Source organism: Staphylococcus auricularis (assembly GCF_001500315.1).
In the GTDB taxonomy this organism is placed as follows: domain Bacteria; phylum Bacillota; class Bacilli; order Staphylococcales; family Staphylococcaceae; genus Staphylococcus; species Staphylococcus auricularis.
On record NZ_LLER01000007.1, the window covers coordinates 124,762 to 150,229 of the forward strand.

Below are 25,468 nucleotides of genomic sequence, written 5' to 3' on the forward strand. Positions count from 1 at the left end.
CATGACACTATGGTTAATGTGGAAACTCGTCATTAATAACTTCAAAAGCATTCGCATGATGGTCGTGCCGTTCATCTTGTCTCTAAGTTTCATCTTTGGCTTACATTTTATTCTGTTGTCCATCAGTATGAATGATTATTTTCACCGAGAAGCTGAGATGATTACGACGTTTGCGATTGTCGCTCAGTTTATCTTGTTTCTCTTAAGTGTGTCCTTTGCGCTATATGCGAACCAGTTCATGATGCATCACCGGAAGAAGAACTTTGCGTTAAGTATGATGTTTGGCATGGAAAAGAAACATCTCTGCTTTTTGCTGTTGATAGAAAATATCATTGAGTTTGTGATTATTGCCGTAATTTCTGTTATCGGTGGCTTTCTCTTTAGTCTGCTCATGTTTATGTTTTTAAATAAAGTATTACAACGGCATCATCATGTGACATTAGCGGATTTCACTTTGAATATGAATGTCGTGTGGTTGACGTTATTAATCTTAATTTTAGTGATGGGGCTCATTTTCTTAGTTAATATCGTCAAAGTCACATTGCAAAATCCTATCCAGCTCGTGCAAAAAGAAAATAATCAATCCCAACGCATCAAGAAAGTCCGTCTCATTATCTTACTTGTGTTAGGTCTAGTTTTACTCGGCTCAGGTTACTATCTAGCACTTACAACTCAAGGAATCTTCCATTCTCTCCTTACAATTTTTGAGGCGATGTTACTCGTATTCGTCGGAACATACTGTTTGTTTATGTCGCTCAGTTTGTTTACGTTAAAAGGGTTACAGCGTATTCCACGTGTGTATTATCATCCGGTGCTTTTCTTTTCTATAAATGGTATGATTTCACGCATGAAAACAGATGCGATTAGTCTGGCCAACATGTCAGTCATATGTACGTTCTTAATCGCAACGATTGGCTTGACGATTATGACCTATCAAGGTGCACCTAATCTCGTCAAAACACTGACTGACCAACGAGATTATACGACGGTTATTACAGTAGAAAATGAAAAAAATAAATCATTGAAAGCAAAAACAGAAAAAGTCTTGGACGATGTTCAAAAATATGCGACGATTTCTCAACTCAAGCAGCGCTATTTTGTGATATTGGGCATTGATATTAAAGATAACAACGTGTTTGATGTTGCACACAATGATCAAAAGGCAACGGTTCAATTTACGCCTGAAAAAGAATATAACCGTGTCTTTAACAAAAATTTGAAACTTGCACCAAACGAACTCGGCATCACTGAAAATAGTAATAAACTTGGAAAACAAAAATCGATTCAAATTGGAGACCAAATGTATAGTCGTGTCGATTTGAAAGATACGAGAGCGATGATTAGATCGACGATGGAGTCAGATATCTTTGTGGTCGTACCTGATGAGCAACAATTAGACCAAATCTTACATACACTTTTACCAGCTGATAAAAATCTCCAGAATTATAAGCGAGTTGATTTAGCATTTAATGTAGATGAAGGTAAACACGCACTCGAACAACATAGTATGGATATATTGAAAAAGGATCATGTTCAACTCACGAATACGAAAGAAATGTCACGCCTCGTGTATCAATTGGATAGTGGCTTAATTTTTCTAGGTGTCATTATCTCAGCTGCGCTCATCACGATTCTGTTCTTGATTTTATACTATAAACAGATGGTTGAAGCGGATGAGGATCAAAAAAGGTACGCACTATTATCACAACTCGGCGTGGAAGGCACGACGATTCGCAAAGTGATCAATCAACAACTGCGATGGCTCTTTACGTTACCCGCACTGGTCGCAATCATTCACACGTTAGTGGCGACAAAAATTATTTATAAAGTAATCAGTGTGCTCGGGGTCCAAAATATGTGGCAATTCGCACTCGTTTATTTCGGTGTACTCGTCATCGTTGTCGTTTGTTATGGCCTGCTCTGTATAGGCGTCTCAACGATTTATTATAATATTGTATATCGCGGACTGAAGCGGCCCCATGAGTGAAGTACCAACCTTTTGATGTTGAGTGGGTTGGAGGTCTATGACGCGTATCTAAAATAAAAAGAGGCAAGCACCTGTGAAGTGTGCTTGCCTTTTGTATATTGTGAGAGAAATGGGTAAGTGTGATATCCCCTTAATATACGTCTCGTTGATAACGACGTTCTTTTAACATTTTTTTAAGGTAATGATCTGCTTCCTCGTCACTTAAGTCTCCTTCTTTTACTAGGATTTGGTGAAGGGCTTCGCTGACACCTTGTGCCATTTTTTCCTTGTCACCACAAACAAAGAAACAAGCGCCGTTTGTGAGCCAGTCATAGACTGTTTCACTGTTTTCTAATAAGCGGTCTTGGACATATACTTTATGTTCAGAATCTCTTGAAAATGCCAAATCAAGTCGATTTAAAAATCCTTGATCTTGCATATCCTCGATTTCTTCTTGGTACAAATAATCGTGGTTGCGATATTGGTTACCGAAGATAAGCCAGTTATCACCTGAATAACCGACGTGCATACATTCTTGAAGATATGCTCTAAATGGCGCTATACCTGTTCCAGCACCCACCATAATGACAGGTGTGGATGCATCGAATGGGAACTTAAAGTTTTTATTTTTTCTAAAGTAAATTGGCAATGTGTCCCCAGGTTCAGTCCGCTCAGCTAATTGGACAGAGCAAACCCCTTTACGGTCACGTCCATGTGCCTGATAGCGTACCGTGCTCACCGTAATGTGGACCTCGTCTGTATTGAGCTTGTTACTGCTAGCGATTGAATATTCTCGCGGCGGTAACTTTCTCAACAAGTCCGTGAGCTGTTTCGGTTCTAATGTGCGTGGTGGGAAATCAGTCACTAAATCTAAGAAATCGCGACCTTCAATATAATCATTGAGCCAATCTTGATCAGCTACTTTCGCGGTAAGCGTGTCGTTACCGAATAACGTTGCTGCTGTTTCAACGAGATTTGGATTGAGCTTGGTGATTTCAAAATGATGGGTTAACGCATCTTTTACATTCACTGTCGTATCATTTGCATCTGAAATCTCTGTGTCTGCTTGAGCGTCCCACCCAAGCGTTTGAATGATATTTGCGACGAGTACCGGATCATTTTCAGGAATGACGCCTAAAATGTCACCTGGTTCATAAGTGTTGTCGTTATCTTCAATCTCTAATTCGATATGACGGACTTCTTTTTCAGCTTGACTACCACATAAATTAAAGTTTGTGAGTACTTTTGCTTGGAACGGATTTGCTTTCGTATAGTACTCAGATGGTGTAGTCGTGTTGCTTTCAGTGATGGTTGTGTCTGCTTCATCTTCAAAATCGAGTGTCACTTCTTCTGCAGTGCTGTCAATCGTCTTTGACGAACTAGACGCATCGTTTTGAATTTGTGTCAGCAATTCTAATACTTCTGTCATCCACTGATTAGCCGTTTCTTCATAATCAAAGTCACAGTCGACACGCGCTTTCATACGGTGCGCGCCGAGTTCACCAATGATGTGGTCAAAGTCTTTACCTGCTTGGCAGAAGTTCGCAAAGTCTTGATCACCTAGTGCTAATACTGAAAAGTTAACACCCTCTAGACTTGGCGCATCATCGCTGTGTAGATATTCATATAAGTCTAAAGCATTGATCGGTGGTTCGCCTACACCTTGTGTTGAACAGATGACAAACACGTATTGTTGTTCTGCTAAATCAGCAGGTTTAAAGTCATCCATGTCATAGAGTGACACGTTAAAGTTTTCAGCTTTCAACTTGTCGTAAAATTGTTCTGCGACGAATTCCGCATTACCTGTTTCAGTTCCAAAGAGAATGGTTACATCCAGTGGTTCAGCGTCCGATGCTGAAACGGATTCACTTTCAGAACTGGAGGTTTCTTCTTGCGTTGCTACGTCAGAAGTCGAAGCAGATATGTCATTTGACACTGGTTGGTCTTCTGATTCTGGAGAAGCGGTTGCTTCATTTTGAGCCCTTTGACTCTGACCCATTAAATAGCCACTCACCCAGTATTGTTGTTCGGGTGTTAACGTGTTGATGAGCTCATCGAGTAACTTGCGTTGTGTTTCGTCTAATGGGCTATAATTTGTGTTTGGTTCCAACTCTTTCACCTCTGTTTCTGCGATCTATGTTGTCGATATATATTTAGACGGCGCTCAGACTTCCCTCTAGGAAAATGCTGAGTCAAACCGTGATTGCGTAGATTAAATTCTAGTCTCAATTATAACGTGATTCCTCAAGATTGTTAAAGTTTAACAACTATAAAGCTCCTCCTGCAAAATGAGAATCATTATTTTACAGGAAGAGCATGTAAAACGGCTATATGATGTTATTTCAATTATGAAAATGCGGTGTGCGATCGTTTTGTAAATGAGACAATTTAAGGTTTAATCGCAAACGCACGTACTGGGAATCCGGGTGCATCTTTCGGTTTCGGGCTAATCGCATAAATGATTGCACCTCGAGTCGGTAGCTGATCTAAGTTAGTCAGCGATTCAACCTGATACGTATCTTGCCCTAATACATAACGTTCACCGACGATGTCTCCATTTTTCGCAACATTTACAGAGGCATCGGTATCAAAAGTTTCGTGTCCTACTGATTTGACGCCGTGTTCTTCGATTAAGAACTGTAATGCATCGAGGCCCCAGCCGGGTAAGTGTTGGTTTCCTTCTGCGTCTTTATTTTCAAACGCTTCGACGTCAGGCCATCGTTTAGACCAATCCGTGCGTAAAGCGACAAAGGTATCTGGCTCGATTGTACCGTGTTCTTTTTCCCAAGCAATCAGATGGTCACGCGTCACGATAAAGTCTGCATTCTCTTTCACTTCTTCACTAAAATCTAACACGATTAATGGTAAGACGAGTTCTTTTAAGTCTAATTGATCTAGATAACGTTGATTTTCAACAAAGTGGATCGGCGCATCAATATGTGTACCGTACTGGGTCACAAGATTCCAACTTTGAACGTAAAATCCATGTTCTTTGACAGTGAAGAGCGTTGACACTTTTGCTTTTTCAAAATCGCTAAAACGAGGAATCGATTCATCAAATGTGTGTGTTAAATCAACCCAGTTTGCATTTTTAAGTTGTGCTAATTGATCCCATAATGGGTAAGCCATGCTTATCACCTGCTTATTTGAATTTTATGATACTTGAGCGTCTTTGTCTTCGCGTAATTTTGTTACTGCACTAACGAGTGTTGTTAATGCGGCAACCACTTCATCTTCTTTACGTGTTTTCAATCCGCAGTCTGGGTTCACCCAGAAGAGAGAACGGTCAATTTGTTGTAAACCACGATTGATCGCAGTCGTAATTTCATCTTCTGTTGGAATACGAGGGCTGTGGATGTCATAAACACCTAAGCCGATACCGAGATCATATGTGACATCTTCGAAGTCTTTAATTAGGTCACCATGACTACGAGACGTTTCAATTGAAATCACGTCTGCATCTAAGTCGTGGATCGCATGGATGATTTGACCGAATTGAGAATAGCACATATGCGTATGAATTTGCGTTTCATCTGCCACAGACGATGTTGCGAGTTTGAATGAGTACACTGCTTGTTGTAAGTATGTTTCATGGAATTCAGAACGAAGCGGTAAGCCTTCACGGAGTGCTGGTTCGTCTACTTGGATGATCGCAATGCCAGCTTTTTCAAGCGCGAGTGCTTCTTCATTAATCGCTAAGGCAATTTGGTCTTGAACTGTTTCACGTGGGATATCTACACGTTCAAATGACCAGTTTAAAATGGTTACCGGACCTGTAAGCATACCTTTCACAGGTTTGTCAGTTAAGCTTTGTGCGTAAACGGTTTCTTCTACTGTTAATGGTTCAGTCCATTTCACATCGCCGTAAATAATTGGTGGTTTAACCGCACGTGAACCGTATGATTGTACCCAACCAAATTTAGTTACGAGGAAGCCTTGTAGTTTTTCACCGAAGAATTCCACCATGTCGTTACGTTCGAATTCACCATGAACAAATACATCGAGGCCGATATCTTCTTGAATGTCGATCCAACGAGAAATTTCATGTTCTAAGAATTCACGATATGCTTCATCAGAAATGCGGTTATTTTTCCAATCTGCGCGGTATTTACGCACTTCTCTTGATTGAGGGAATGAACCGATTGTTGTCGTTGGTAAGTCTGGTAAGTGTAAGCGATTGTTTTGTGCTTCTTTACGTACAGAGAAGTCTGATTGACGTGATGTACGCACGCTGTCAAAGTCGTATGAGACGTTTTTGAAAGCTTGGTTTTGGAAGCGGTGATAACGTTCTTTTAACTCGTTATATGCCGTGTCATCATTTTCATTAAAGTAACGTTTTAAGGCATTGAGTTCGCCTAATTTTTCAGTAGCAAAGCTGAGACCTTCCGCAATGGATTCATCCAGTGATTCGTCATCGAGTGATACTGGCACGTGTAATAATGAAGATGATGGTTGGATGACAAGTTCATCTGTATAAGATTGTAATGTTTCGATGAGTTCTTTTTTCGCTTCGATATCTGCAGCCCACACGTTACGGCCGTCGATGATTCCTGCGTATAATGCTTTGTCTTTATTGAGGTGACCGTCTTGAATTTGTTGTAAGTTGTGGCCGTGATCATGAACGAAATCTAAACCATAACCTTTTGCTGGCAAAGTATTTAAGAATTTCAAGTCTACACGTTCGAAATAAGTTTGAATGACTAAGTATTGGCTTAAGCCAGCTTCTTCAAAGTAGTCATACGCTTTCTTAGTGATTGCTTCGAAGTTTTGACTTTCATCTGTCACGAGGACAGGTTCATCGATTTGAATATAAGACGCACCCGCATCTACTAATGATTGGAGTACTTCTTTATACAGTGGAAGCAACGTTTCGACTTTTTCTTCAAACGATTGATTGCCACCTTTTGATAATTTAACGAAAGTGACTGGACCTACGATGACTGGATGTGCTGGAACGTTTAGTGATTTCGCAAAGTTGAAGCGTTCGAGTAAAATGTTGTCATTTACTTTAGGTTCTACGTTATCCCATTCAGGAACGATGTAGTGATAGTTTGTGTTGAACCATTTGATGAGGGCACTTGCGACATGCTCTTTGTTACCACGTGCGATATCAAAAAGTAAATCTACATCGACGTCACGATCTTGGAAACGTTCTGGAATGATGTTGAATAATAATGACGTGTCTAAGATGTGGTCGTATAGTGAGAAATCACCAACAGGTACGCTATCTAAATGTGCGTGCTTTTGAAGTAATAAGTTTTCTTTGTGTAATGCCTCTAATTGTTCAGTTAATTCCTTTTGTGAAATTTGGCCTGACCAATAATTTTCAATTGTTTTCTTCCATTCTCTTTTTCTACCTAGTCTTGGAAATCCTAAATTTGATGTTTGAATTGTCATGATATTGCCTCCTGTTTAGTTGAAGTGATAGATTTTGAATACTGTGCAAGTTCAAGCGTGATATCTACATTTTGGAACGGTGTGATGAGATACAAACCGTTAAAGTACTGATGGACGGTATCGATGAGTTCTTGTGATAAAGATAAGCTATACGCTTTTGTTTTCTCTTTATCGCCTTTGAGTGCTTCAAAGCGCTCGAGTACTTCATCTGATAATTTAATGCCTGGCACTTCGTTATGTAGAAACAGCGCATTATTGTAACTTGTAATCGGCATGATACCGATGAAAAATGGGACGTCTAAATGTTTTGTTGCTTCGTAAATTTCTTTGATTTTGTCGGTGCTATAAACGGGTTGAGTGATAAAGTAGTTGGTCCCGTGTTTAATTTTCTGCTCAGCGCGTTTTACAGCAACTTCGAGTTTACGTACATTCGGGTCGAAAGCAGCAGCGATGTTAAAGTTTGTCTTTTTCTTCAGTGCATCACCATCTGTATTGATCCCTTCATTGAAACGTAAAGCAATCTCGGTTAAGCCTTTAGAGTTCACGTCATATACATTCGTTGCGCCTGGGAGGTTCCCCATACGAGAAGGGTCTCCTGTAACAGCGAGTATTTCGTTCACACCGATGAGTGACAGTCCGAGTAAGTGAGATTGTAATCCGATTAGATTGCGGTCACGACAGGTGACGTGGACGAGTGGCTCGATGTTGTATTGTTGCTTGATGATACTTGCAGCGGCTAAATTATCTATACGTACTGTTGCAAGTGCGTTATCCGCCAATGTGATCGCATCGACCCCTTCTTCATCCAATTTTTTCACGTTGTCGAAAAACGTTGTCGTATCGAGATGTTTCGGTGTGTCGAGCTCGACGATGATGGTCGGCCGTGTTTTCACGAGATGCGTTAAATTATTGCGGTTTTCGTTGTTGGTGCCTTTTGATTTACGTTGCGTCATCGGCACGACATTTTTATGTGATACAGGTTTTAAACCTTTCACTGATTCTTTGATAAAATGAACGTGTTCTGGTGTTGTGCCACAACAACCGCCGATGAGTCGCACGCCTTCGTTGATAAGTTTTTGTGCCATTTGACCGAAGTATTGCGCGTTATCGCTGTATTGGATCGTGTCATTTTCGATATCGAGTAGACTCGCATTCGGATAACAAGATAAGTATGCGTTTTTCGGTAGCTCGATATGTGAAAATGAGTGCACCATATGATGTGGGCCGTGGTGACAATTGAGTCCTACGATATTAGCGCCGCTATCGATGACTGCCTGAATGGCTTCGTTGATCGGCTGGCCATCTTTCAAATAGTTCGTGTTTGAAGCGGTTAACTGTGCAATAATCGGAATGTCGTATTTCTGACGCGTCAGTTTCACGATATTCGTTAGTTCTTCTAAGTCATAGTATGTTTTGAAAAGCAACGCATCGACGCCTGCTTCAACGAGCGTATCGACTTGAACTTCGGTGTGGTATTGAATCGTCGATAGCTCAAGTTTGGTCTGAGTGATGTTTCGAAATCCGCCCACCGTACCGAGAATGAATGTTTCTGGTTTTGCTGCTCGTTTTGCGATAGCGACTGCTGCTTGATGGATTTGTTTAATCTTGTGTTCGAGACCAAAGGCTTTTAATTTTTCAAAATTGGCGCCGTACGTATTCGTTTGAATCACATCTGCGCCTGCTTCGATATAAGCGCGATGGATCTTTTCGATTTTGTCGGGATGCGTGAGATTATAAGCTTCGGGACAGGTATCGATGCCTTCTGAGTAAAGGAGGGTACCGATTGCACCGTCAGCCACTAATATGTTGTCTTTGAGTTGGGTTAGGAATTGGCTCATTAAAGACCTCCTCTAGCGCATGTTGTATGTCTGCGATTAATTCTTCAGGTTGTTCTAAACCAACGCTCAATCTAAAGAGACCAAAGGTTATATTACGTTGTGCTCTCACGTCAGCTGGAATCGCTGCATGTGACATCGTCGCTGGGTGAGAGAGAATCGTTTCGACACCGCCTAAGCTGACTGAAACGAGTGGGAGTGACAATGCATCTACAAAGGCTTGGGCTTGTGATTCATCTTTTAAGCGAAAGCCAATCACTGCACCACCGTGTTCTGCTTGAGATAAATGAATCGGATCATTTCCTGGGTAATACACTTCTGCAATTTCAGGACGATTACTTAGAAAATCAACCAATTGTTGTGCATTGGTTACGGATTGTTGAAAACGAACAGCTAACGTTTTCAAGTGCTTGAACAATGTCCAACTATCATGTGCAGATAATGCAGTACCAGTCCCGTTTTGAAGTAAGTACAGTGCATCTGCGATTGTGTCGTTATTTGTGATTGCTGCACCAGCAATGATGTCACTGTGACCACTTAGGAATTTCGTTGCACTGTGGACAACGACGTCTGCACCTAATGCGAGTGGTGACTGGCCAAGTGGTGTCATAAAGGTATTGTCGACAGCTAAATACAGGTCGTGACGTTTGGCGATTTGGGCAACAGCACGAATATCCGTGATCTTAAATAACGGATTGGATGGTGTTTCAATGTAAATGAGTTTTGTGTTGTCCTGAATTGCTTCTTCGATTTGTGAAACGTCAGTTGTATCAACAGTTGTAAATGAAATATTGAAACGTGTCAGTATTTGAGACGTTAAGCGAAAGGTACCACCGTAGACGTCATCCGGTAAGATGACATGATCGTTTGCGTTGAGTGTAAGTAATACGGCTGAGATTGCCGCAATTCCTGAGGCAAAAGCGAAACCGTGCGTGCCCCCTTCAAGTTTGGCAAGCATTTGTTCTAATAGATCTCGGTTTGGATTACCACTTCTTGCATAATCATAAGATGTTTCGCCACCTAAAACGTCTTGATGAAAGGTGGATGAGTCATAAAGCGGTGGATTGGCAGAAGGGTAAGCCGCTCTACTGTGTGCGTCAAAGACCACTTCAGTCGCTTTGGATAACTTCATGAAATCACCTCTTCTTTCGCGTGTTCTAACGCTTGAATTAAATCTGCTTCAATGTCGCTATAATTTTCAACACCGACAAATAAACGAACTAAGTAAGCATCGATGCCGCGTTTTGCACGTTCGGGTTCAGGCATATCAGCATGTGTTTGCGTATAAGGGAAAGTCACGAGTGTTTCAGTACCTCCAAGACTTTCAGCGAAGATACAAATTTTTAAATTTTCTAAAAATTTTGCAACGCTATAATTGCGGTTGAGACGTAAACTTAACATGCCGGTATGTCCGCTATAAAGTACCTCGTTAATCGAGTCTAAGTGACTACATCGTTCAGCGAGTAAACGTGCGTTTTCTTCAGAACGATCCACGCGTAAATGTAATGTTTTTAATCCGCGTAATAACAAGTAACTATCAAACGGTGAAAGTGTTGCGCCAATCATGTTGTGTAACTCGTCTAAACGCGTTGCGAGTGTTTCATCTTTCACGGTGACGACTCCAGCGAGTACGTCGTTATGCCCACCGATGTATTTTGTTGCCGAATGAAGGACGATATCTGCGCCATCTTCTAACGGTGTAGATAAATACGGTGTTAAAAATGTATTGTCGATAATCATTAATAGGTTGTGTTGTTGCGCTAAGCGATAATACGGTTCTAGTTCTACTTCGATCATTTGCGGGTTAGAAATCGGTTCGATGAATAAAGCGACGGTTTGCGGGGGGATCGCGTCCGCAATGCTTTCGTAGTCTAAAAAGTCTACATATTTGAAATGAATGCCATATTGCTGTTCGTAGTAATCAAAGAGTCTGAACGTTCCTCCATATAAATCAAACGAGACTAGAATTTCGTCGTTCGGTTTGAATAAGTTACAAATGAGTTGTATGGCAGACATGCCACTCGCTGTTGCGAATGAAGCGGTCCCTCGTTCGAGTTTCGCAAATGCTGTTTCAAATGCACTTCGTGTTGGATTTTTCGTTCGTGTGTAATCATAGCCTGTCGATTCACCTAGTGTTGGGTGTTGATAAGCTGTGGATAAGTATATTGGATTCGCGATTGCGCCAGTTGTATCATGTGTTAATGAAATTTGAGCAAGTTCAGTATGTTTCATCGACTGAGACCTCCTTGTACAAAATAAAAAGGCTTCCCTCCTCTAAACCCGATAAAATATCGGATGTAAAGGACGAAAGCCTACTTCGTGGTACCACCTTTATTTATTACTCTATCACTAGAGCAACCTTAATCAGTACGCCATTTGCTGATGTATTGTGTTGAAATATACATGTTGAAGAAACTTTGCATACGTCGTGCAGCAAATATTAATACTGTGTCGCTATAACGGGCGATCCCGTTGATATCTCATATTGATATCACCACTCAAAGGCCATTTTCAAACTTGCTTGCTGTATCTCGTTTCAGCAACTCGAGACTCTCTGTGCCAGTAGTGTAAGTTTTACTTTCCTCGTTATCGTGTTTCGGTTAATCTGTTTGGTTGTTTCTTAGCTTACAGAGTGATTTCCCATTTGTCAACCACTTTTCTGAAAATTTTGAGTCGACTGTTATTTTATGAGTTGTGAAAATGTGCGTGAGGATTGGAAATACATAGACTTTAACGCTGTTATTTTTTACAATTAAAGACAGTAAATCATTTTAAAGAAGGTGGTTGTAATCGCTATGGCAGATGACCAGCGCACAAAGCGTCAAGATAATGAAACGGTTCAAATGATCGATCTAGATCAGATTCGCGCAAATCCATATCAACCACGTAAGTTATTTGACGATGATAGATTAGAAGATCTCGCACAATCGATTATGCAACACGGTATTCTGCAACCGATTGTGTTACGTAAAACCATCAAAGGCTATCACATTGTTGCGGGCGAACGTCGTTTTCGTGCTGCGCAAAAGACAGAGATGACACAAATTCCAGCCATCGTTAAAAAGTTGACTGACGCAGATATGATGGAACTTGCGGTGATAGAGAATTTACAACGTGAAGACTTGAATGCGATTGAAGAAGCGGAAAGTTATAAACAGTTGATGGAACAACTCGATTTAACCCAACAAGAAGTCGCGAAACGCTTAGGAAAATCTCGCCCCTATATCGCAAACATGTTGCGCTTATTACAACTCCCTCAATCCGTGAGACAGATGATTCAACGTGGGGATATCTCAGGTGGCCACGGTCGCGCATTACTCCCTATCAAAGACCCGACTCAATTAAAACAAATCGCTCGGGCAGTGTGCCGGGAGTCTTGGAGTGTGCGATACTTAGAGAAACATGTGAGTGAGTTGGCTCAACACGAGACAACCAAACAGCAGAAGAAAAACAATTCAGCCGCTCCATCTAAACCGAAGATGATACAACAACAAGAACGTCAGTTAAAAGAACAATACGGGACTGAAGTTTCAATCTCCACCGCGAAACAAAAAGGACGAATCACATTTGAATTCGGTTCTGAAGACGAGTTTAAAGCGCTAATACGTCAGCTCAATCACAAATACAGATAGAAGGTTAGTATTTGGTTTTGGTGCGAACGATTAAATACTGTGCTTTCTCTATGAAAAATACCGTTTTTTTAGATGAATATGTGATATTTTCACGCGAGTGATGCGGCGATTTAAAGGCATATCATAAGTGAGTAGAGTGAAATTTTCTACAAACATTTTACTTTCACAAACGGGACAGACAATATAAAATGAAAACTTGATCTTCTCAAGTGAAATCGACATATCATTTCATACGTGAAGCGAGGAATTAAAGCATAGGAGGCACCGTTGTTGAATCAAATTAAAACGATATTAACATCCATTATAGAACCGTTTACTCAACCTGAAACATATACAAAACTCGCAACTAACATCATCATGATCTTGATTTATATCGTGGTGGCTTGGGTCGCAATTAAGGTGATAAACAAGATTATCGCCGAGTTCTTTAAAATGCATAACAAGTCTAAAAAAGGTAATAAAAAACGCTCAAAAACATTAGTTTCATTGATTCAAAATATAGTGAAATACATCATTTGGTTTATTATCGTCACAACGATATTAAGTAAATTTGGTATTAGCGTCGAAGGCATTATCGCCAGTGCCGGCGTCGTCGGTATCGCAGTCGGCTTTGGTGCGCAAACTGTCGTCAAAGATGTGATTACAGGATTCTTTATTATTTTCGAAAATCAATTTGACGTCGGCGATTATGTTAAAATAAATAGTGCTGGCGCAACCGTCGCTGAAGGTACCGTATCCTCTATTGGATTGCGTTCAACGAGCATTAAAACAATCAGTGGTGAATTAACTGTGTTACCAAATGGCAGTATGGGTGAAGTCACGAACTATTCAGTTATTGAAGGAACATCAATTGTCGACTTACCGATTGCTGTAGATGAAGATATTGATAAAGTCGAAACGTTATTAAATGAATTTCTAGCTACACTGACATCAAAATATTATCTATTTGTCTCAGCACCGACCGTATTAGGTGTCGATGATATTACCCGTGATCAAATGACCTTACGCATTACGGCAGAAACTATTCCGGGTGAAGGCACGACGGGTGCGCGTATTCTACGTAAAGAGTTGCAACGTTATATGAAAATGAAAAATATTAAAGCACCCCAACCACTCATGGTACAATATGATACGGGTCAACAATCAAACGCATAATCTATTCGGAGGGGGAAAGACATGAAACTAAATTATGGTTTAAATGATATTGTAGAAATGAAAAAACCACACGCTTGTGGCAAAAATGAATTTAAAATCATAAGAATGGGTGCAGATATCCGAATGAAATGCGAACATTGTCAACGAAGCATGATGATTCCGCGACAAAAATTTGATAAAAATATTAAAAAAATATTGGTATCCAATCAAGATACTGAGAGTAAGGAGAATGATTAATGGCATTAACAGCAGGTATTGTAGGCTTGCCAAACGTCGGAAAGTCTACGCTATTTAACGCAATCACAAAAGCAGGCGCGCTCGCCGCAAACTACCCTTTCGCTACGATCGATCCTAACGTCGGCATTGTAGAAGTACCCGATAGTCGTTTATCTGTATTAACAGACATGGTTGGACCTAAAAAAACAATACCAACTACATTCGAATTTACAGATATTGCCGGTATCGTTAAAGGTGCATCTAAAGGTGAAGGACTTGGTAATAAATTCTTATCTCACATCCGTGAAGTAGATGCGATCTGCCAAGTTGTGCGTGCGTTCGACGACGATAATGTGACACACGTATCTGGTAAAGTGGATCCTATCGATGATATCGAAATCATCAACATGGAACTTGTCCTTGCAGACTTAGAATCTGTTGAAAAACGTTTACCTAAATTAGAAAAAATGGCACGTCAAAAAGATAAAAATGCTGAAAACGAAGTACGCATTTTAACAACGATCAAAGAAGCGTTAGAAAATGGACAACCTGTGCGCAGTATTGATTTTAATGAAGAAGATAAAAAATACGTGAAACAAGCACAATTATTAACGTCTAAAGAAATGTTATACATCGCAAACGTTGGTGAAGATGAAATTGGCGATGACGATAATGAAAAAGTGAAAGCTATCCGTGAATACGCTGAAAACGAAGGTTCACAAGTCATTGTTATCAGTGCGAAAATCGAAGAAGAAATTGCGACGTTAGATGAAGAGGATAAAGCGATGTTCTTAGAAGACTTAGGTATTGAAGAACCTGGATTAAATCGCTTAATCCGCATTACTTATGACTTACTAGGCCTTGCGACATTCTTCACTGCAGGTGTAGAAGAAGTTCGCGCATGGACATTTACAAAAGGTATGACAGCACCACAATGTGCGGGCGTTATTCATACTGACTTTGAACGTGGCTTCATTCGTGCAGAAGTGACAAGCTATGAAGATTATGTTGAACATGATGGTGAACATGGTGCGAAAGAAGCGGGTAAACAACGCTTAGAAGGTAAAGAATACATCATGCAAGATGGCGACATCGTTCACTTCAGATTTAATGTATAAGTGAATTGTGTTGATTGGAATGCGATAAACATATAGAAAAACACGCCCTTTAGACTGCGGTAAGTCTAGAAGGCGTGTTTTTTAAGTTTAATTACTTTTAGATTTTTTAGTGAACCAACTTGGTTTAACGTCAGGTGAAATGTAGCTAGCATCAACATTTTGATCTAATATTTTAGAGTAATATTCATCTGTATATTGCCATAGTACGTGTGGGCTTTCTGGACGTGTTGTATAATTTGCTAACCAGACACCATCATATTCTTGAGCTGCTGATTCAGCATGGTTGAGCATGAAGTTTTCATAAGAATAGAATAAGACTTTTTTCTTACCTGCTAAACTTTTCATTTCATCATACCAAGCAGCTGTTGCTTTATTAGATGAACCGGATGTTACTGAGTCTGTTTCAAAATCATTGATGTAGAAACTTGCTTTAGGTGCACGATTATATAAGGTTTGTGCTTCGTAACGTGCATCAGCTATATTTTCGTACATACTGTATGAGTAGACACCGAATTTCATATTTTGTTTATCTAATAAATTTGAATTATGTTCAAGGACTTCGTCGACATATTCTGATCCGTATTGACCACGAATAATAATGAAGTCATATTCTTTTTTCAGTTTTTTAACTTGTTTTTTAGTCAACTCGCCTTGCCACTCAGATAAGTCCAAGATACGTTCTCCATTTTCAGATTCAGTGGTGTTTGATGACCCGGCTGATCGATCTTGCGTATTCGGAGCGGCTGCTTCAGGGTGTTGCTGTAGGTATTCCTTGTAGCCAGATCCCATTGTACCTCTTTCGGATTGTTCAGCAGAGGCTTGCGTTGTTGTGAATGGAATGGCTGCTACCAATATTGCGATGATTAACACGATGCTCTTTTTCAAAAAAGCGCGCACAGTGAAATCCTCCTTTTTGTATGTATAGTGGATGCATTTTTGTAAATAATGAAAAACAAAATTTGCATAGTTCAAATGTTAAATGACATGAATGGATTCTTCAACCAACTTCAGCATAGGCAAGGTGATGATGAGCGATCGGAATTAATAAAAATCATTGTAAAAAGTAATGTGCTGTGCTATAATATCGGAATGTGAGTAATTAAAAATTATTCCTTGCTTGTTTGTAATTAAGACAAGCCGTATAGACCATAAGGAGGTGCAAGAAATCATGAGAACATACGAAATTATGTACGTAGTTCGTCCGAATATGGAAGATGATGCTAGAAAAGCAGTTGTAGAACGCTTTAATGGTATCTTAGCTTCTAAAGGATCAGAAGTTTTAGAAGAAAAAGATTGGGGCAAACGTCGTTTAGCATACGAAATCAATGATTTCAAAGAAGGTTACTACAATATTGTACGTATCCAAACTGATAACAACGACGCAACAGATGAATTCCAACGTTTAGCTAAAATTAGCGATGATATCATCCGTTACATCGTGATCAATGAAGACGAAGATAAAACTAGAAAATAAATTTAACGGGGGTGCTTAAATGATAAATAGAGTTGTATTAGTCGGTCGTTTAACGAAAGATCCAGAATATAGAACAACACCCTCAGGCGTGAGCGTTGCGACATTTACGCTTGCTGTAAACCGTACGTTTACGAACGCACAAGGTGAACGTGAAGCAGATTTCATTAACTGTGTGGTATTTAGAAAACAAGCAGATAATGTAAGCAACTACTTATTTAAAGGTAGTTTAGCTGGCGTAGATGGACGTTTACAATCACGTAGTTATGAAAACCAAGAAGGTCGACGTATCTTTGTGACAGAAGTTGTATGCGACAGTGTTCAATTCCTTGAACCTAAAGGTCAAAACCAAAGACATTCACAAGATGGAAACAACAATTTCCAAAACTTTGGTCAAAACAACTTTGGCGGACAACAATCCGGTCAAAATACGTCATCTTACTCAAACAATAACGATAATGGTGGATCACAATCTGATAACCCATTCGCAAATGCTAATGGACCTATCGATATCAGTGATGACGATTTACCATTCTAATAGAAACGCATTAAATTAATATATTTAAAGGAGGCAGCAAACCATGGCAGGTGGACCAAGAAGAGGCGGTCGTCGTCGTAAAAAAGTTTGCTATTTCACAGCAAACGGAATTACACACATCGACTATAAAGACACAGACTTATTAAAACGTTTTATTTCAGAACGCGGTAAAATCTTACCTCGTCGTGTTACAGGTACTTCAGCTAAATATCAACGTATGTTGACTACAGCTATCAAACGTGCACGTCATATGGCATTATTACCATACGTTCACGAAGATCAATAATAAATATTGATGTGAAAACCCCTGTAGGGAGCAGCCCTACAGGGGTTTTTTTGGTTCTATACTTTTGTCGGTTGATGAGTAAAATCATCATCCGACTTTATTGTAAAGAATGCCATCAATCCTTTACAGCTCGCTCTCCGTATATTCAACCTAAATCTTTAATTTCTAGTAGTGTTAAATTAATTTATTGCAGAAAAAGCAGCTGAAGTTCGCTCTGAAAAAGCAATAGCTGAAGATGTACTTGTCTCACCCTCCACTGTTCATAGAAAGATGAATGTGTTAGCTAAGCAAGTGAAACCCAAAGTCACTACCTTGCCTTCATATCTTACTTTTGATAAATTTAAATCTACTAGAGATGTTTCAGCTGCGATGAGTTTTATTTATTGTGAGGCTGAAACACATAAAATTGCTGATATTTTACCAGATCGTAGATGACGCCAACTCACAGAGTATTTTTCGCATTTTTACTCGTACTCGCAAAGTCAGGTGAGCAGGTTTTTGAGTGTCTACTTTTAAAGGTTTAGCATTATTTAAATAAAAACTAAAGTATAAAATAAAGATAAAAACAAGCACTAAAAATACACATAGATTAAATATCTTCATTATTAAGGTCCAATATTAAATCATTATACTTTTTAGAATATCTTACAAAGTCTTTAGTATTATTAAAAGCTAACCAAAGTCCTCTATCATCATACAAATGATATATTAAATTTTTATTATTACTAATTATATATATTTCAGAATAATTGTAATCCTGATTGATATTAGGAATTAACCCTTTAAAATCTTGATTGGAAATAGCTTTTAATAATTTTTTATATTTTATGTCTTTTATGGAACAATTATAGGAAAACTCCTCGCACAAAATATTATCATCATTTGCTTTTGTATATTCTTTAAAGTAAGATAATTTGTCTATAGTTAATGATGTAAATTTTTTTATAACATTCGTTTTTTTGTAAGGGTTATTATAAATATATACAACATGAACAAAATTTATAGAATCCGAAGGTGAGAATAAATCTTCAAAAATGTTTATTGCATTTTTATATACAGTTAAAAAATAATCATTATTAATAGTCTTGCCATCTTCTAAAAACTGGTACTTACCTTCGTTTAAATTTAAATGAATTGCATTTTTTACAACTCTAAAATTTAACTTTTTGATATTCAAATCATTTATATCAAAGTACATAATTTATAGCACCTTATTCCCTCAAAATTTTTCCATCTTTAGTCAAAGAGACCTTTCTTTGTCCTTTGTTATTTATTAACTTCCAATAAGATCTACCATGTGGCTTTCCTTTATTTTTAGAAATAGTCCATTTAGGTTTCGGATCTCTCCATGTAGGATTTTTCCTTTTAATTTTTGAGTAAATTTACCAATGTTCATACCTCTATCGTTCAGTAAACTTTTATTAATACTTTTAGCTATATTATGAGTATTAGATTTTACAGCATCATCATCCTTAGTAAAAGTTGTTGTTGGTAAACTCTATTTTACTGGAATTTTGATTATAGGGCACATTTTTATGTGTTGCACTTAAATTGTAAATTCATCAATAAAAGAGGCCGCGCACGTAGGTGACCTCTTTAAAACAGGAAGCATGAGCGCATTATCTTGGCGCATCTTTATAGTCTGTGAATATAGCTTTGTGGTTGTATTTGAGATAAATTTTAAAGTATTTAAACAAGGCACGGCTTACTTTATAGCATACTGGAATTAAGATGATTCCTATAGCAAAAAATCCAAGACTAAGTAGCAATTCAAATAGTTCGAACGGTTGTATTTGTAAAAACACAGTGACTAAATAGACGAACGGACTTAAGGTGAAGATTACCACTAGTGACCACATAATGAGAATAGAGCTTAAAGCAACTAAAATCACAATAGAAAATAATAGCACGTTAAATACGATTGATCCAAACAAAGCGAAATAATTCATCTTTTTATCCTCCTTCTCTTCAGAAATCCCATTAATTAGATATTCTAAGGGAACATCATAGATTGAACTCAGAGCTTCTAATACATAGACATTTGGTAAAGTGACACCTTGAAATAGTTTGACGTGTGACAAATAATTTTTGGGCTACGTCCTCTTGGGTTAAATCTTTGCTTTCTCTAGCCTCTTTTAAATATTCTGCTAACATAAGCTTGCCTCCTTGTTTCTACACTTTCTATTTTTAACACATTGAGATCAAAAGCAAAGCATAATCAAAGCAACAACCCTGTTACATGTAGGACATAATAGGGTTTATTGAGTATTTGATGAGAAAATATATATTGAAATTTTCGGTAGAGCACAGAGAAGGATGCGTGGAGGTGAGACTACCCGCACGCTTAATATAAGTAATAAATGAATACTTTTGAGAGAATATAATCATAATAAAATAATGAATTAAATTTTGTGTTATTATAAAACTGAAAGATATAACTGGAAGGTTAAAAAATGCAGAAAAATGATGCGAAAACACTTAAAGTTACGTTCTCTGGGTTAGCTACATTTCTCTTTTTTATTTCAGGATTATATTTTATTGCTCTGTTTTGGTTTATTCTTACAGTCGTATTTGCAGGACAAAACACAACAACAAACAAATAAAAATAAATTAGGAGTGAAGGGTGAAATAAATGTCCTTACCTGAAATTGTCATATATGCTTATGCTGCAATAGTAATTATATTTGTTATTGTTTGGGAGGTTATATTGAAAAAATCAGTCGTATACACATTTATTGCATTATTTAGTGCTTTTATCGTATCATTTTTAATCAAATATTTCTGGATAAATCAATCATTGAAAACAGCTTTTTGGTATACATTCGGCCCTCTTATACCTACTATTATTGTTTTTGTTATCATTTATTTAGCTGATAAAGTATATAAAAATGAAGACTAGCTGACTTTGGTTTTATTGATTTGATTAACGACTTAAACTTTTATTTTTCGACTTTTTCTAACCCAATGATGAAGAGGAGAAGTACAGGCAATAACATAAATGGCGCGAAGAGAGAAAAGAATAAAAATCCAGCGATCATGATAAGATATGTTTCGTCTATTTTATAGTTTCCGATTCTCATAAGACTATCCCCTTTTCATATCATTTTAAGAGATGGAGAGCGATGTGATCCCTTAATAGGCACCTGATTTATCGTTCTCTCTTTACATCTTCATAGCAAATACCGACACCCACTGCCAAACTACTCATTTGAAAATCCATTTTAACTATTTCGATATGCACATTTTCTTGTAAAAATTCATTCACTTTATTGTCGAGGCTTGAAGATGATAATGCGACAAAGTTTACAAATTTCATGACGCTCTCTCTCCTTTTATTTTTTTAACCTCTGCATTTTATAAAAATTATAATTAGTGTTAATCACAACATAACATATTTTGTACAATTACACTTCGTATATCCCTTTTAGATATAAAATAATAGAATTGAATTTGGACCCTGCTACTCTGATATTTTAGACGCCCAGCACACTCCCCTTATGCTCACTATGTGTTTTAAATATATCTCACTGGTTATAGTGTTATGTGAAAATAAGTACTTTTATTTAAAATACAGATAGAGAGAGGATATTAACTAATGAGCCAAAATGAAGAACAATTAAGCAAACAACCGCAACCTGATCAAGCGGAAGATCAAGCATTCTTCCCGTCTCCGTTTTCTTTAAGTCAGTATACTGGCCCTAAGACAGATTTCGATGGTGTGAATTATAAAGACGCTTACCAAGGTGACAAATGGAAAATTTTAGTCATCGCAACAGAGGAACGTTATGTATTTTTAGAAAATGAAAAGATGTTTTCTACAGGTAATCATCCCGTAGAAATGTTATTACCGTTACATCATATGATGGAAGCAGGTTTCGACGTAGAAATAGCTACAATCACAGGATATCCAGTTAAACTTGAGTTATGGGCTATGCCTCAACAAGATGAAGCAGTTATGCAAACATATGAACAACTCAAACCGAAATTGAAACAACCTAAAGCATTAAAAGAAGTTATCACAAATGAACTTGGCGCTGATTCAGATTACTTAGCTGTGTTTATACCTGGTGGTCATGGTGCACTCGTAGGCTAACCTGAGAGTACAGAAGTTCAACAAACGTTGGATTGGGCTCTAGAACAAGATAAATATATGATTAGTATTTGTCATGGCCCAGCCGCGTTCTTATCAGCTTCACTTAACCGTGAAAGTAATCCATTTGATGGATATGCGATGTGCGTATTCCCGGATGCTTTAGATGAAGGTGACAATGTCGATATGGGTTACTTACCAGGTAAACTCAGATGGCTACTTGCGGATGCATTAACAAAACAAGGCGTGAACGTGTTAAATGACGACATGTCTGGTCAGACACATCAAGATCGTAAACTACTCACAGACGACAGCCCACTTGCTTCTAATGCCCTCGGTAAAATGGCTGCAGAAGTATTAGTAAAAGCAGTCAATGAATAATTAGATTCATAATTTAAATAGCGAAACTAGGGCCATAAGGGTCCTAGTTTTTTATTATTTGAAGCAAAATATAAGTGGCTTATTTTCCGTATTCATTATATAATTATGCTAATTAATTTTACACATTTGATCTAATGTTAATCATGGAATATAAATAGCAAACATAACAACTAAAATTGTGCTAATTTTCCAAAAATAAGGAGGGTTACGATGCAAGAGAATCAACAGAAACAAAACTATATATTAGGTTTAGATATTGGTATAACTTCAGTCGGTTATGGTCTGATTGATAGTAAGACAAGAGAAGTCATTGATGCTGGCGTTCGCTTATTTCCAGAGGCCGATAGTGAAAACAACAGTAATCGTCGTTCTAAACGCGGTGCACGGCGTCTAAAACGAAGAAGAATACATCGTTTAGATCGTGTTAAACAGTTGCTAACAGATAACCAATTAATGGATTTAAATGATGTACCCAAAAGCACAGATCCTTATACCATTAGAGTGAAAGGGTTACGAGAACAATTAACTAAAGACGAGTTCGCGATTGCATTACTTCATATTGCGAAAAGACGTGGCTTGCACAACATTAGTGTATCAATGGGTGATAAAGAACAAGATAATGAATTATCTACAAAGCAACAATTACAAAAGAACGCACAACAATTACAAGATAAGTATGTATGTGAACTCCAATTAGAAAGATTAACTAACATAAATAAAGTTAGAGGCGAGAAAAATCGTTTTAAAACTGAAGACTTTGTTAAAGAAGTTAAACAGTTATGTGAAACGCAAAGACAGTACCATAAGATAGATGATCAATTTATACAACAATATATCGATTTAATTTCTACCAGACGAGAATATTTTGAAGGTCCTGGCAATGGGAGTCCGTACGGCTGGGATGGAGATTTATTGAAGTGGTACGAGAAATTAATGGGTAGATGTACATATTTTCCAGAAGAGCTGCGTAGTGTTAAATATGCCTACTCTGCTGATTTATTTAATGCACTTAACGATTTAAATAATTTAGTAGTTACACGGGATGACAATCCGAAATTAGAATACTATGAGAAATATCATATTATTGAAAATGTCTTCAAACAGAAGAAAAACCCAACTTTAAAGCAAATTGCTAAGGAAATTGGTGTTCAAGACTATGATATTAGAGGTTATCGTATTACTAAATCAGGTAAACCACAATTTACGTCCTTTAAATTGTATCATGACTTGAAAAATATTTTCGAACAGGCTAAATATCTTGAAGATGTGGATATGTTGGATAAAATTACCAAAATTTTAACTATTTATCAAGACGAAATAAGTATTAAAAAAGCATTAGATCAATTACCTGAACTATTAACAGAAAGTGAAAAATCGCAAATAGCGCAGCTTACTGGTTATACAGGAACACACCGATTGTCGTTAAAATGTATTCATATAGTTATTGATGAGTTATGGGAGTCCCCTGAAAATTAAATGGAAATATTTACAAGATTGAATTTGAAACCGAAAAAGGTTGAAATGAGTGAAATTGACTCCATTCCAACAACATTGGTAGATGAATTTATCTTATCCCCTGTAGTGAAACGTGCATTTATTCAATCCATAAAAGTGATTAACGCTGTAATTGATCGATTTGGCTTACCAGAGGACATTATAATTGAATTAGCAAGAGAGAAAAATAGTAAAGATAGGCGGAAATTTATAAATAAACTACAAAAACAAAATGAGGCTACACGCAAAAAGATTGAACAATTACTTGCAAAATACGGAAATACAAATGCGAAATATATGATAGAAAAAATAAAATTACATGACATGCAAGAAGGTAAATGTCTATACTCACTTGAAGCGATTCCTATAGAAGATTTACTATCAAATCCTACACATTATGAAGTAGATCATATCATTCCACGTTCTGTATCATTCGACAATTCACTGAATAACAAAGTGCTAGTTAAACAATCAGAAAACAGTAAAAAAGGGAATCGGACACCTTATCAATACTTAAGTTCAAATGAATCAAAAATATCGTACAATCAATTTAAACAACATATTTTAAATTTATCCAAAGCCAAAGACCGTATTTCTAAGAAAAAAAGAGATATGTTGCTTGAAGAACGTGATATTAATAAATTTGAAGTTCAAAAAGAATTTATTAATCGTAATTTAGTCGACACGCGATATGCTACAAGTGAACTATCCAATTTATTAAAAACTTATTTCAGCACAAATGATTACGCAGTTAAAGTGAAAACGATCAATGGAGGATTTACAAACCATCTTAGAAAGGTATGGGATTTCAAAAAACATCGTAACCATGGTTATAAACATCATGCAGAAGATGCATTAGTTATCGCAAATGCAGATTTCTTATTTAAGACGCATAAAGCACTTAGAAGAACGGATAGGATATTAGAACAACCAGGATTAGAAGTAAATGATACTATTGTAAAGGCGGATACTGAGGAAAAATATCAAGAACTTTTTGAAACACCAAAACAAGTTGAAAATATAAAACAGTTTCGTGATTTCAAATATTCACATCGTGTCGATAAAAAACCGAATCGCCAGTTAATCAATGATACATTATATAGCACTCGTGAAATAGAGGACGAAACTTATGTAGTTCAGACATTAAAAGATTTATATGCAAAAGATAATGATAAAGTAAAGAAACTATTTACTGAAAAACCTGAAAAAATTTTGATGTATCAGCATGATCCTAAAACTTTTGAAAAATTAATGACTATCATTAATCAATATGCTGAAGCTAAAAATCCATTAGCTGCTTATTATGAAGATAAAGGTGAATATGTTACAAAATATGCTAAAAAAGGAAACGGTCCAGCTATTAATAAAATAAAATATATAGATAAAAAACTGGGAAGCCACTTGGATGTCAGTAACAAATATCCTGAAACGCAGAATAAACTAGTTAAGCTTTCTCTTAAATCGTTCCGTTTTGATATTTATAAGTGTGAACAAGGTTATAAAATGGTTTCTATCGGTTATTTAGACGTGCTAAAAAAAGATAATTATTACTATATTTCTAAAGATAAATATGAAGCAGAAAAGGAAAAGAAAAAAATAAAGGAAAGTGACGTGTTTATTGGCAGTTTTTACTATAATGACTTGATTATGTATGAAAGAGAACTATTTAGAGTTATTGGTGTTAATAGTGACATAAATAATTTAGTTGAATTAAATATGGTAGATATCACTTATAAAGATTTTTGTGAAGTTAATCATGTTACTGGTGAAAAAAGAATTAAAAATAGGCAAAAGAGTTGTTTTAATTGAAAAATATACGACAGATATATTAGGAAATTTATATAAAGCCCCACTTCCCAAAAAACCTCAGCTTGTTTTTAAACGAGGTG

General features: G+C 37.3%; 21 protein-coding genes, 3 pseudogenes and 1 other annotated feature. Of the genes and pseudogenes, 11 read left to right on the plus strand and 13 right to left on the minus strand.

The genetic code is table 11. The annotated features are described in order from the left end of the window. Nucleotide 1: 1 nt before the first annotated feature. Nucleotides 2-1,987, plus strand: coding sequence for an ABC transporter permease (locus APS80_RS04385; protein ID WP_059107061.1), 1,986 nt, complete (start codon nucleotides 2-4; stop codon nucleotides 1,985-1,987). 130 nt (nucleotides 1,988-2,117) lie between these two features. Here APS80_RS04385 and APS80_RS04390 read toward each other — a convergent pair whose 3' ends face one another. The 6 genes from APS80_RS04390 to APS80_RS04415 all read right to left on the minus strand — a co-directional run bounded on the left by APS80_RS04390 (nucleotide 2,118) and on the right by APS80_RS04415 (nucleotide 11,430). Continuing rightward, nucleotides 2,118-4,076: a diflavin oxidoreductase gene (locus APS80_RS04390; RefSeq protein ID WP_059107062.1), complete on the minus strand. Its 1,959-nt coding sequence runs from the start codon at nucleotides 4,074-4,076 to the stop codon at nucleotides 2,118-2,120. Nucleotides 4,077-4,354: 278 nt separating this feature from the next. After that, nucleotides 4,355-5,095 (minus strand): cyclase family protein, encoded by a 741-nt coding sequence (locus APS80_RS04395; protein ID WP_059107063.1) that lies wholly within the window; start codon nucleotides 5,093-5,095, stop codon nucleotides 4,355-4,357. Between the two features lie 24 nt (nucleotides 5,096-5,119). Next, entirely contained in the window at nucleotides 5,120-7,366 is a 2,247-nt protein-coding gene (gene metE / locus APS80_RS04400; RefSeq protein ID WP_103170820.1) for a 5-methyltetrahydropteroyltriglutamate--homocysteine S-methyltransferase, read from the minus strand. Continuing rightward, nucleotides 7,360-9,201, minus strand: a complete 1,842-nt coding sequence (locus APS80_RS04405; protein WP_059107065.1) for a bifunctional homocysteine S-methyltransferase/methylenetetrahydrofolate reductase — start codon at nucleotides 9,199-9,201, stop codon at nucleotides 7,360-7,362. The genes metE and APS80_RS04405 overlap by 7 nt, the downstream gene beginning before the upstream one ends. Then, nucleotides 9,155-10,330 (minus strand): cystathionine beta-lyase MetC, encoded by a 1,176-nt coding sequence (metC, locus tag APS80_RS04410; protein WP_059107066.1) that lies wholly within the window; start codon nucleotides 10,328-10,330, stop codon nucleotides 9,155-9,157. The genes APS80_RS04405 and metC overlap by 47 nt, the downstream gene beginning before the upstream one ends. Then, a complete protein-coding gene (locus APS80_RS04415) occupies nucleotides 10,327-11,430 on the minus strand; it encodes a PLP-dependent transferase (protein ID WP_059107067.1) in 1,104 nt (367 codons plus the stop codon). The genes metC and APS80_RS04415 overlap by 4 nt, the downstream gene beginning before the upstream one ends. 65 nt (nucleotides 11,431-11,495) lie before the next feature. After that, nucleotides 11,496-11,797: a binding site (T-box leader), on the minus strand. Nucleotides 11,798-11,987: 190 nt separating this feature from the next. Here APS80_RS04415 and APS80_RS04420 point away from each other — a divergent pair. The 4 genes from APS80_RS04420 to ychF all read left to right on the plus strand — a co-directional run bounded on the left by APS80_RS04420 (nucleotide 11,988) and on the right by ychF (nucleotide 15,319). Further along, complete coding sequence (locus tag APS80_RS04420) at nucleotides 11,988-12,830, plus strand: ParB/RepB/Spo0J family partition protein (protein ID WP_059107105.1); 843 nt, start codon at nucleotides 11,988-11,990, stop codon at nucleotides 12,828-12,830. A 270-nt stretch (nucleotides 12,831-13,100) separates the two neighbouring features. Next, complete coding sequence (locus tag APS80_RS04425; protein WP_059107068.1) at nucleotides 13,101-13,985, plus strand: mechanosensitive ion channel family protein; 885 nt, start codon at nucleotides 13,101-13,103, stop codon at nucleotides 13,983-13,985. A 21-nt stretch (nucleotides 13,986-14,006) separates the two neighbouring features. Next, the gene (locus APS80_RS04430) at nucleotides 14,007-14,222 is read left to right on the plus strand and encodes a DUF951 domain-containing protein (protein WP_059107069.1); all 216 of its coding nucleotides are present in this window, start codon (nucleotides 14,007-14,009) and stop codon (nucleotides 14,220-14,222) included. Then, complete coding sequence (gene ychF / locus APS80_RS04435) at nucleotides 14,222-15,319, plus strand: redox-regulated ATPase YchF (protein ID WP_059107070.1); 1,098 nt, start codon at nucleotides 14,222-14,224, stop codon at nucleotides 15,317-15,319. The genes APS80_RS04430 and ychF overlap by 1 nt, the downstream gene beginning before the upstream one ends. 87 nt (nucleotides 15,320-15,406) lie before the next feature. Here the strand turns inward: ychF and APS80_RS04440 are convergent, their stop codons facing one another. Continuing rightward, a complete protein-coding gene (locus APS80_RS04440) occupies nucleotides 15,407-16,216 on the minus strand; it encodes a GH25 family lysozyme (protein ID WP_059107071.1) in 810 nt (269 codons plus the stop codon). A gap of 271 nt (nucleotides 16,217-16,487) precedes the next feature. On the opposite strand from APS80_RS04440, the gene rpsF reads away from it, so the two are divergent. From rpsF to rpsR, 3 genes are read left to right on the plus strand one after another with little or no spacing between them, the layout of a single operon-like run. Beyond that, nucleotides 16,488-16,793 (plus strand): 30S ribosomal protein S6, encoded by a 306-nt coding sequence (rpsF, locus tag APS80_RS04445; RefSeq protein ID WP_059107072.1) that lies wholly within the window; start codon nucleotides 16,488-16,490, stop codon nucleotides 16,791-16,793. 19 nt (nucleotides 16,794-16,812) lie between these two features. Beyond that, the gene (ssb, locus tag APS80_RS04450; RefSeq protein ID WP_059107073.1) at nucleotides 16,813-17,328 is read left to right on the plus strand and encodes a single-stranded DNA-binding protein; all 516 of its coding nucleotides are present in this window, start codon (nucleotides 16,813-16,815) and stop codon (nucleotides 17,326-17,328) included. A gap of 43 nt (nucleotides 17,329-17,371) precedes the next feature. Continuing rightward, nucleotides 17,372-17,614: a 30S ribosomal protein S18 gene (rpsR, locus tag APS80_RS04455; RefSeq protein ID WP_059107074.1), complete on the plus strand. Its 243-nt coding sequence runs from the start codon at nucleotides 17,372-17,374 to the stop codon at nucleotides 17,612-17,614. A 589-nt stretch (nucleotides 17,615-18,203) separates the two neighbouring features. Here rpsR and APS80_RS04460 read toward each other — a convergent pair. From APS80_RS04460 to APS80_RS10820, 6 genes and pseudogenes are all read right to left on the minus strand, one after another. Continuing rightward, nucleotides 18,204-18,812, minus strand: coding sequence for a DUF3885 domain-containing protein (locus APS80_RS04460; protein ID WP_059107075.1), 609 nt, complete (start codon nucleotides 18,810-18,812; stop codon nucleotides 18,204-18,206). A 13-nt stretch (nucleotides 18,813-18,825) separates the two neighbouring features. Then, nucleotides 18,826-19,076, minus strand: a pseudogene (locus tag APS80_RS10910) (SAR2788 family putative toxin); the annotation flags it as partial. A 157-nt stretch (nucleotides 19,077-19,233) separates the two neighbouring features. Continuing rightward, a complete protein-coding gene (locus APS80_RS04465) occupies nucleotides 19,234-19,563 on the minus strand; it encodes a DUF1700 domain-containing protein (RefSeq protein WP_059107076.1) in 330 nt (109 codons plus the stop codon). A gap of 55 nt (nucleotides 19,564-19,618) precedes the next feature. Continuing rightward, nucleotides 19,619-19,768 carry a helix-turn-helix transcriptional regulator gene (locus tag APS80_RS11155; protein ID WP_083498162.1) on the minus strand — a complete coding sequence of 50 codons (150 nt, stop codon included), beginning with the start codon at nucleotides 19,766-19,768 and terminating at the stop codon, nucleotides 19,619-19,621. Nucleotides 19,769-20,553: 785 nt separating this feature from the next. After that, nucleotides 20,554-20,694, minus strand: coding sequence for a hypothetical protein (locus APS80_RS10815; RefSeq protein WP_169791246.1), 141 nt, complete (start codon nucleotides 20,692-20,694; stop codon nucleotides 20,554-20,556). 68 nt (nucleotides 20,695-20,762) lie between these two features. After that, nucleotides 20,763-20,930 carry a hypothetical protein gene (locus tag APS80_RS10820; protein WP_169791247.1) on the minus strand — a complete coding sequence of 56 codons (168 nt, stop codon included), beginning with the start codon at nucleotides 20,928-20,930 and terminating at the stop codon, nucleotides 20,763-20,765. A gap of 279 nt (nucleotides 20,931-21,209) precedes the next feature. Here APS80_RS10820 and hchA point away from each other — a divergent pair. The 3 genes and pseudogenes from hchA to APS80_RS11135 all read left to right on the plus strand — a co-directional run bounded on the left by hchA (nucleotide 21,210) and on the right by APS80_RS11135 (nucleotide 25,388). Further along, nucleotides 21,210-22,085 (plus strand): annotated as a pseudogene (hchA, locus tag APS80_RS04475) (glyoxalase III HchA). 210 nt (nucleotides 22,086-22,295) lie between these two features. Next, nucleotides 22,296-25,205 (plus strand): annotated as a pseudogene (gene cas9, locus APS80_RS11000) (type II CRISPR RNA-guided endonuclease Cas9); the annotation flags it as partial. Between the two features lie 21 nt (nucleotides 25,206-25,226). Next, on the plus strand, nucleotides 25,227-25,388 hold the full coding sequence (locus tag APS80_RS11135) for a hypothetical protein (RefSeq protein ID WP_332262515.1): 162 nt from the start codon (nucleotides 25,227-25,229) through the stop codon (nucleotides 25,386-25,388). The last annotated feature ends 80 nt before the right edge of the window (nucleotides 25,389-25,468 follow it).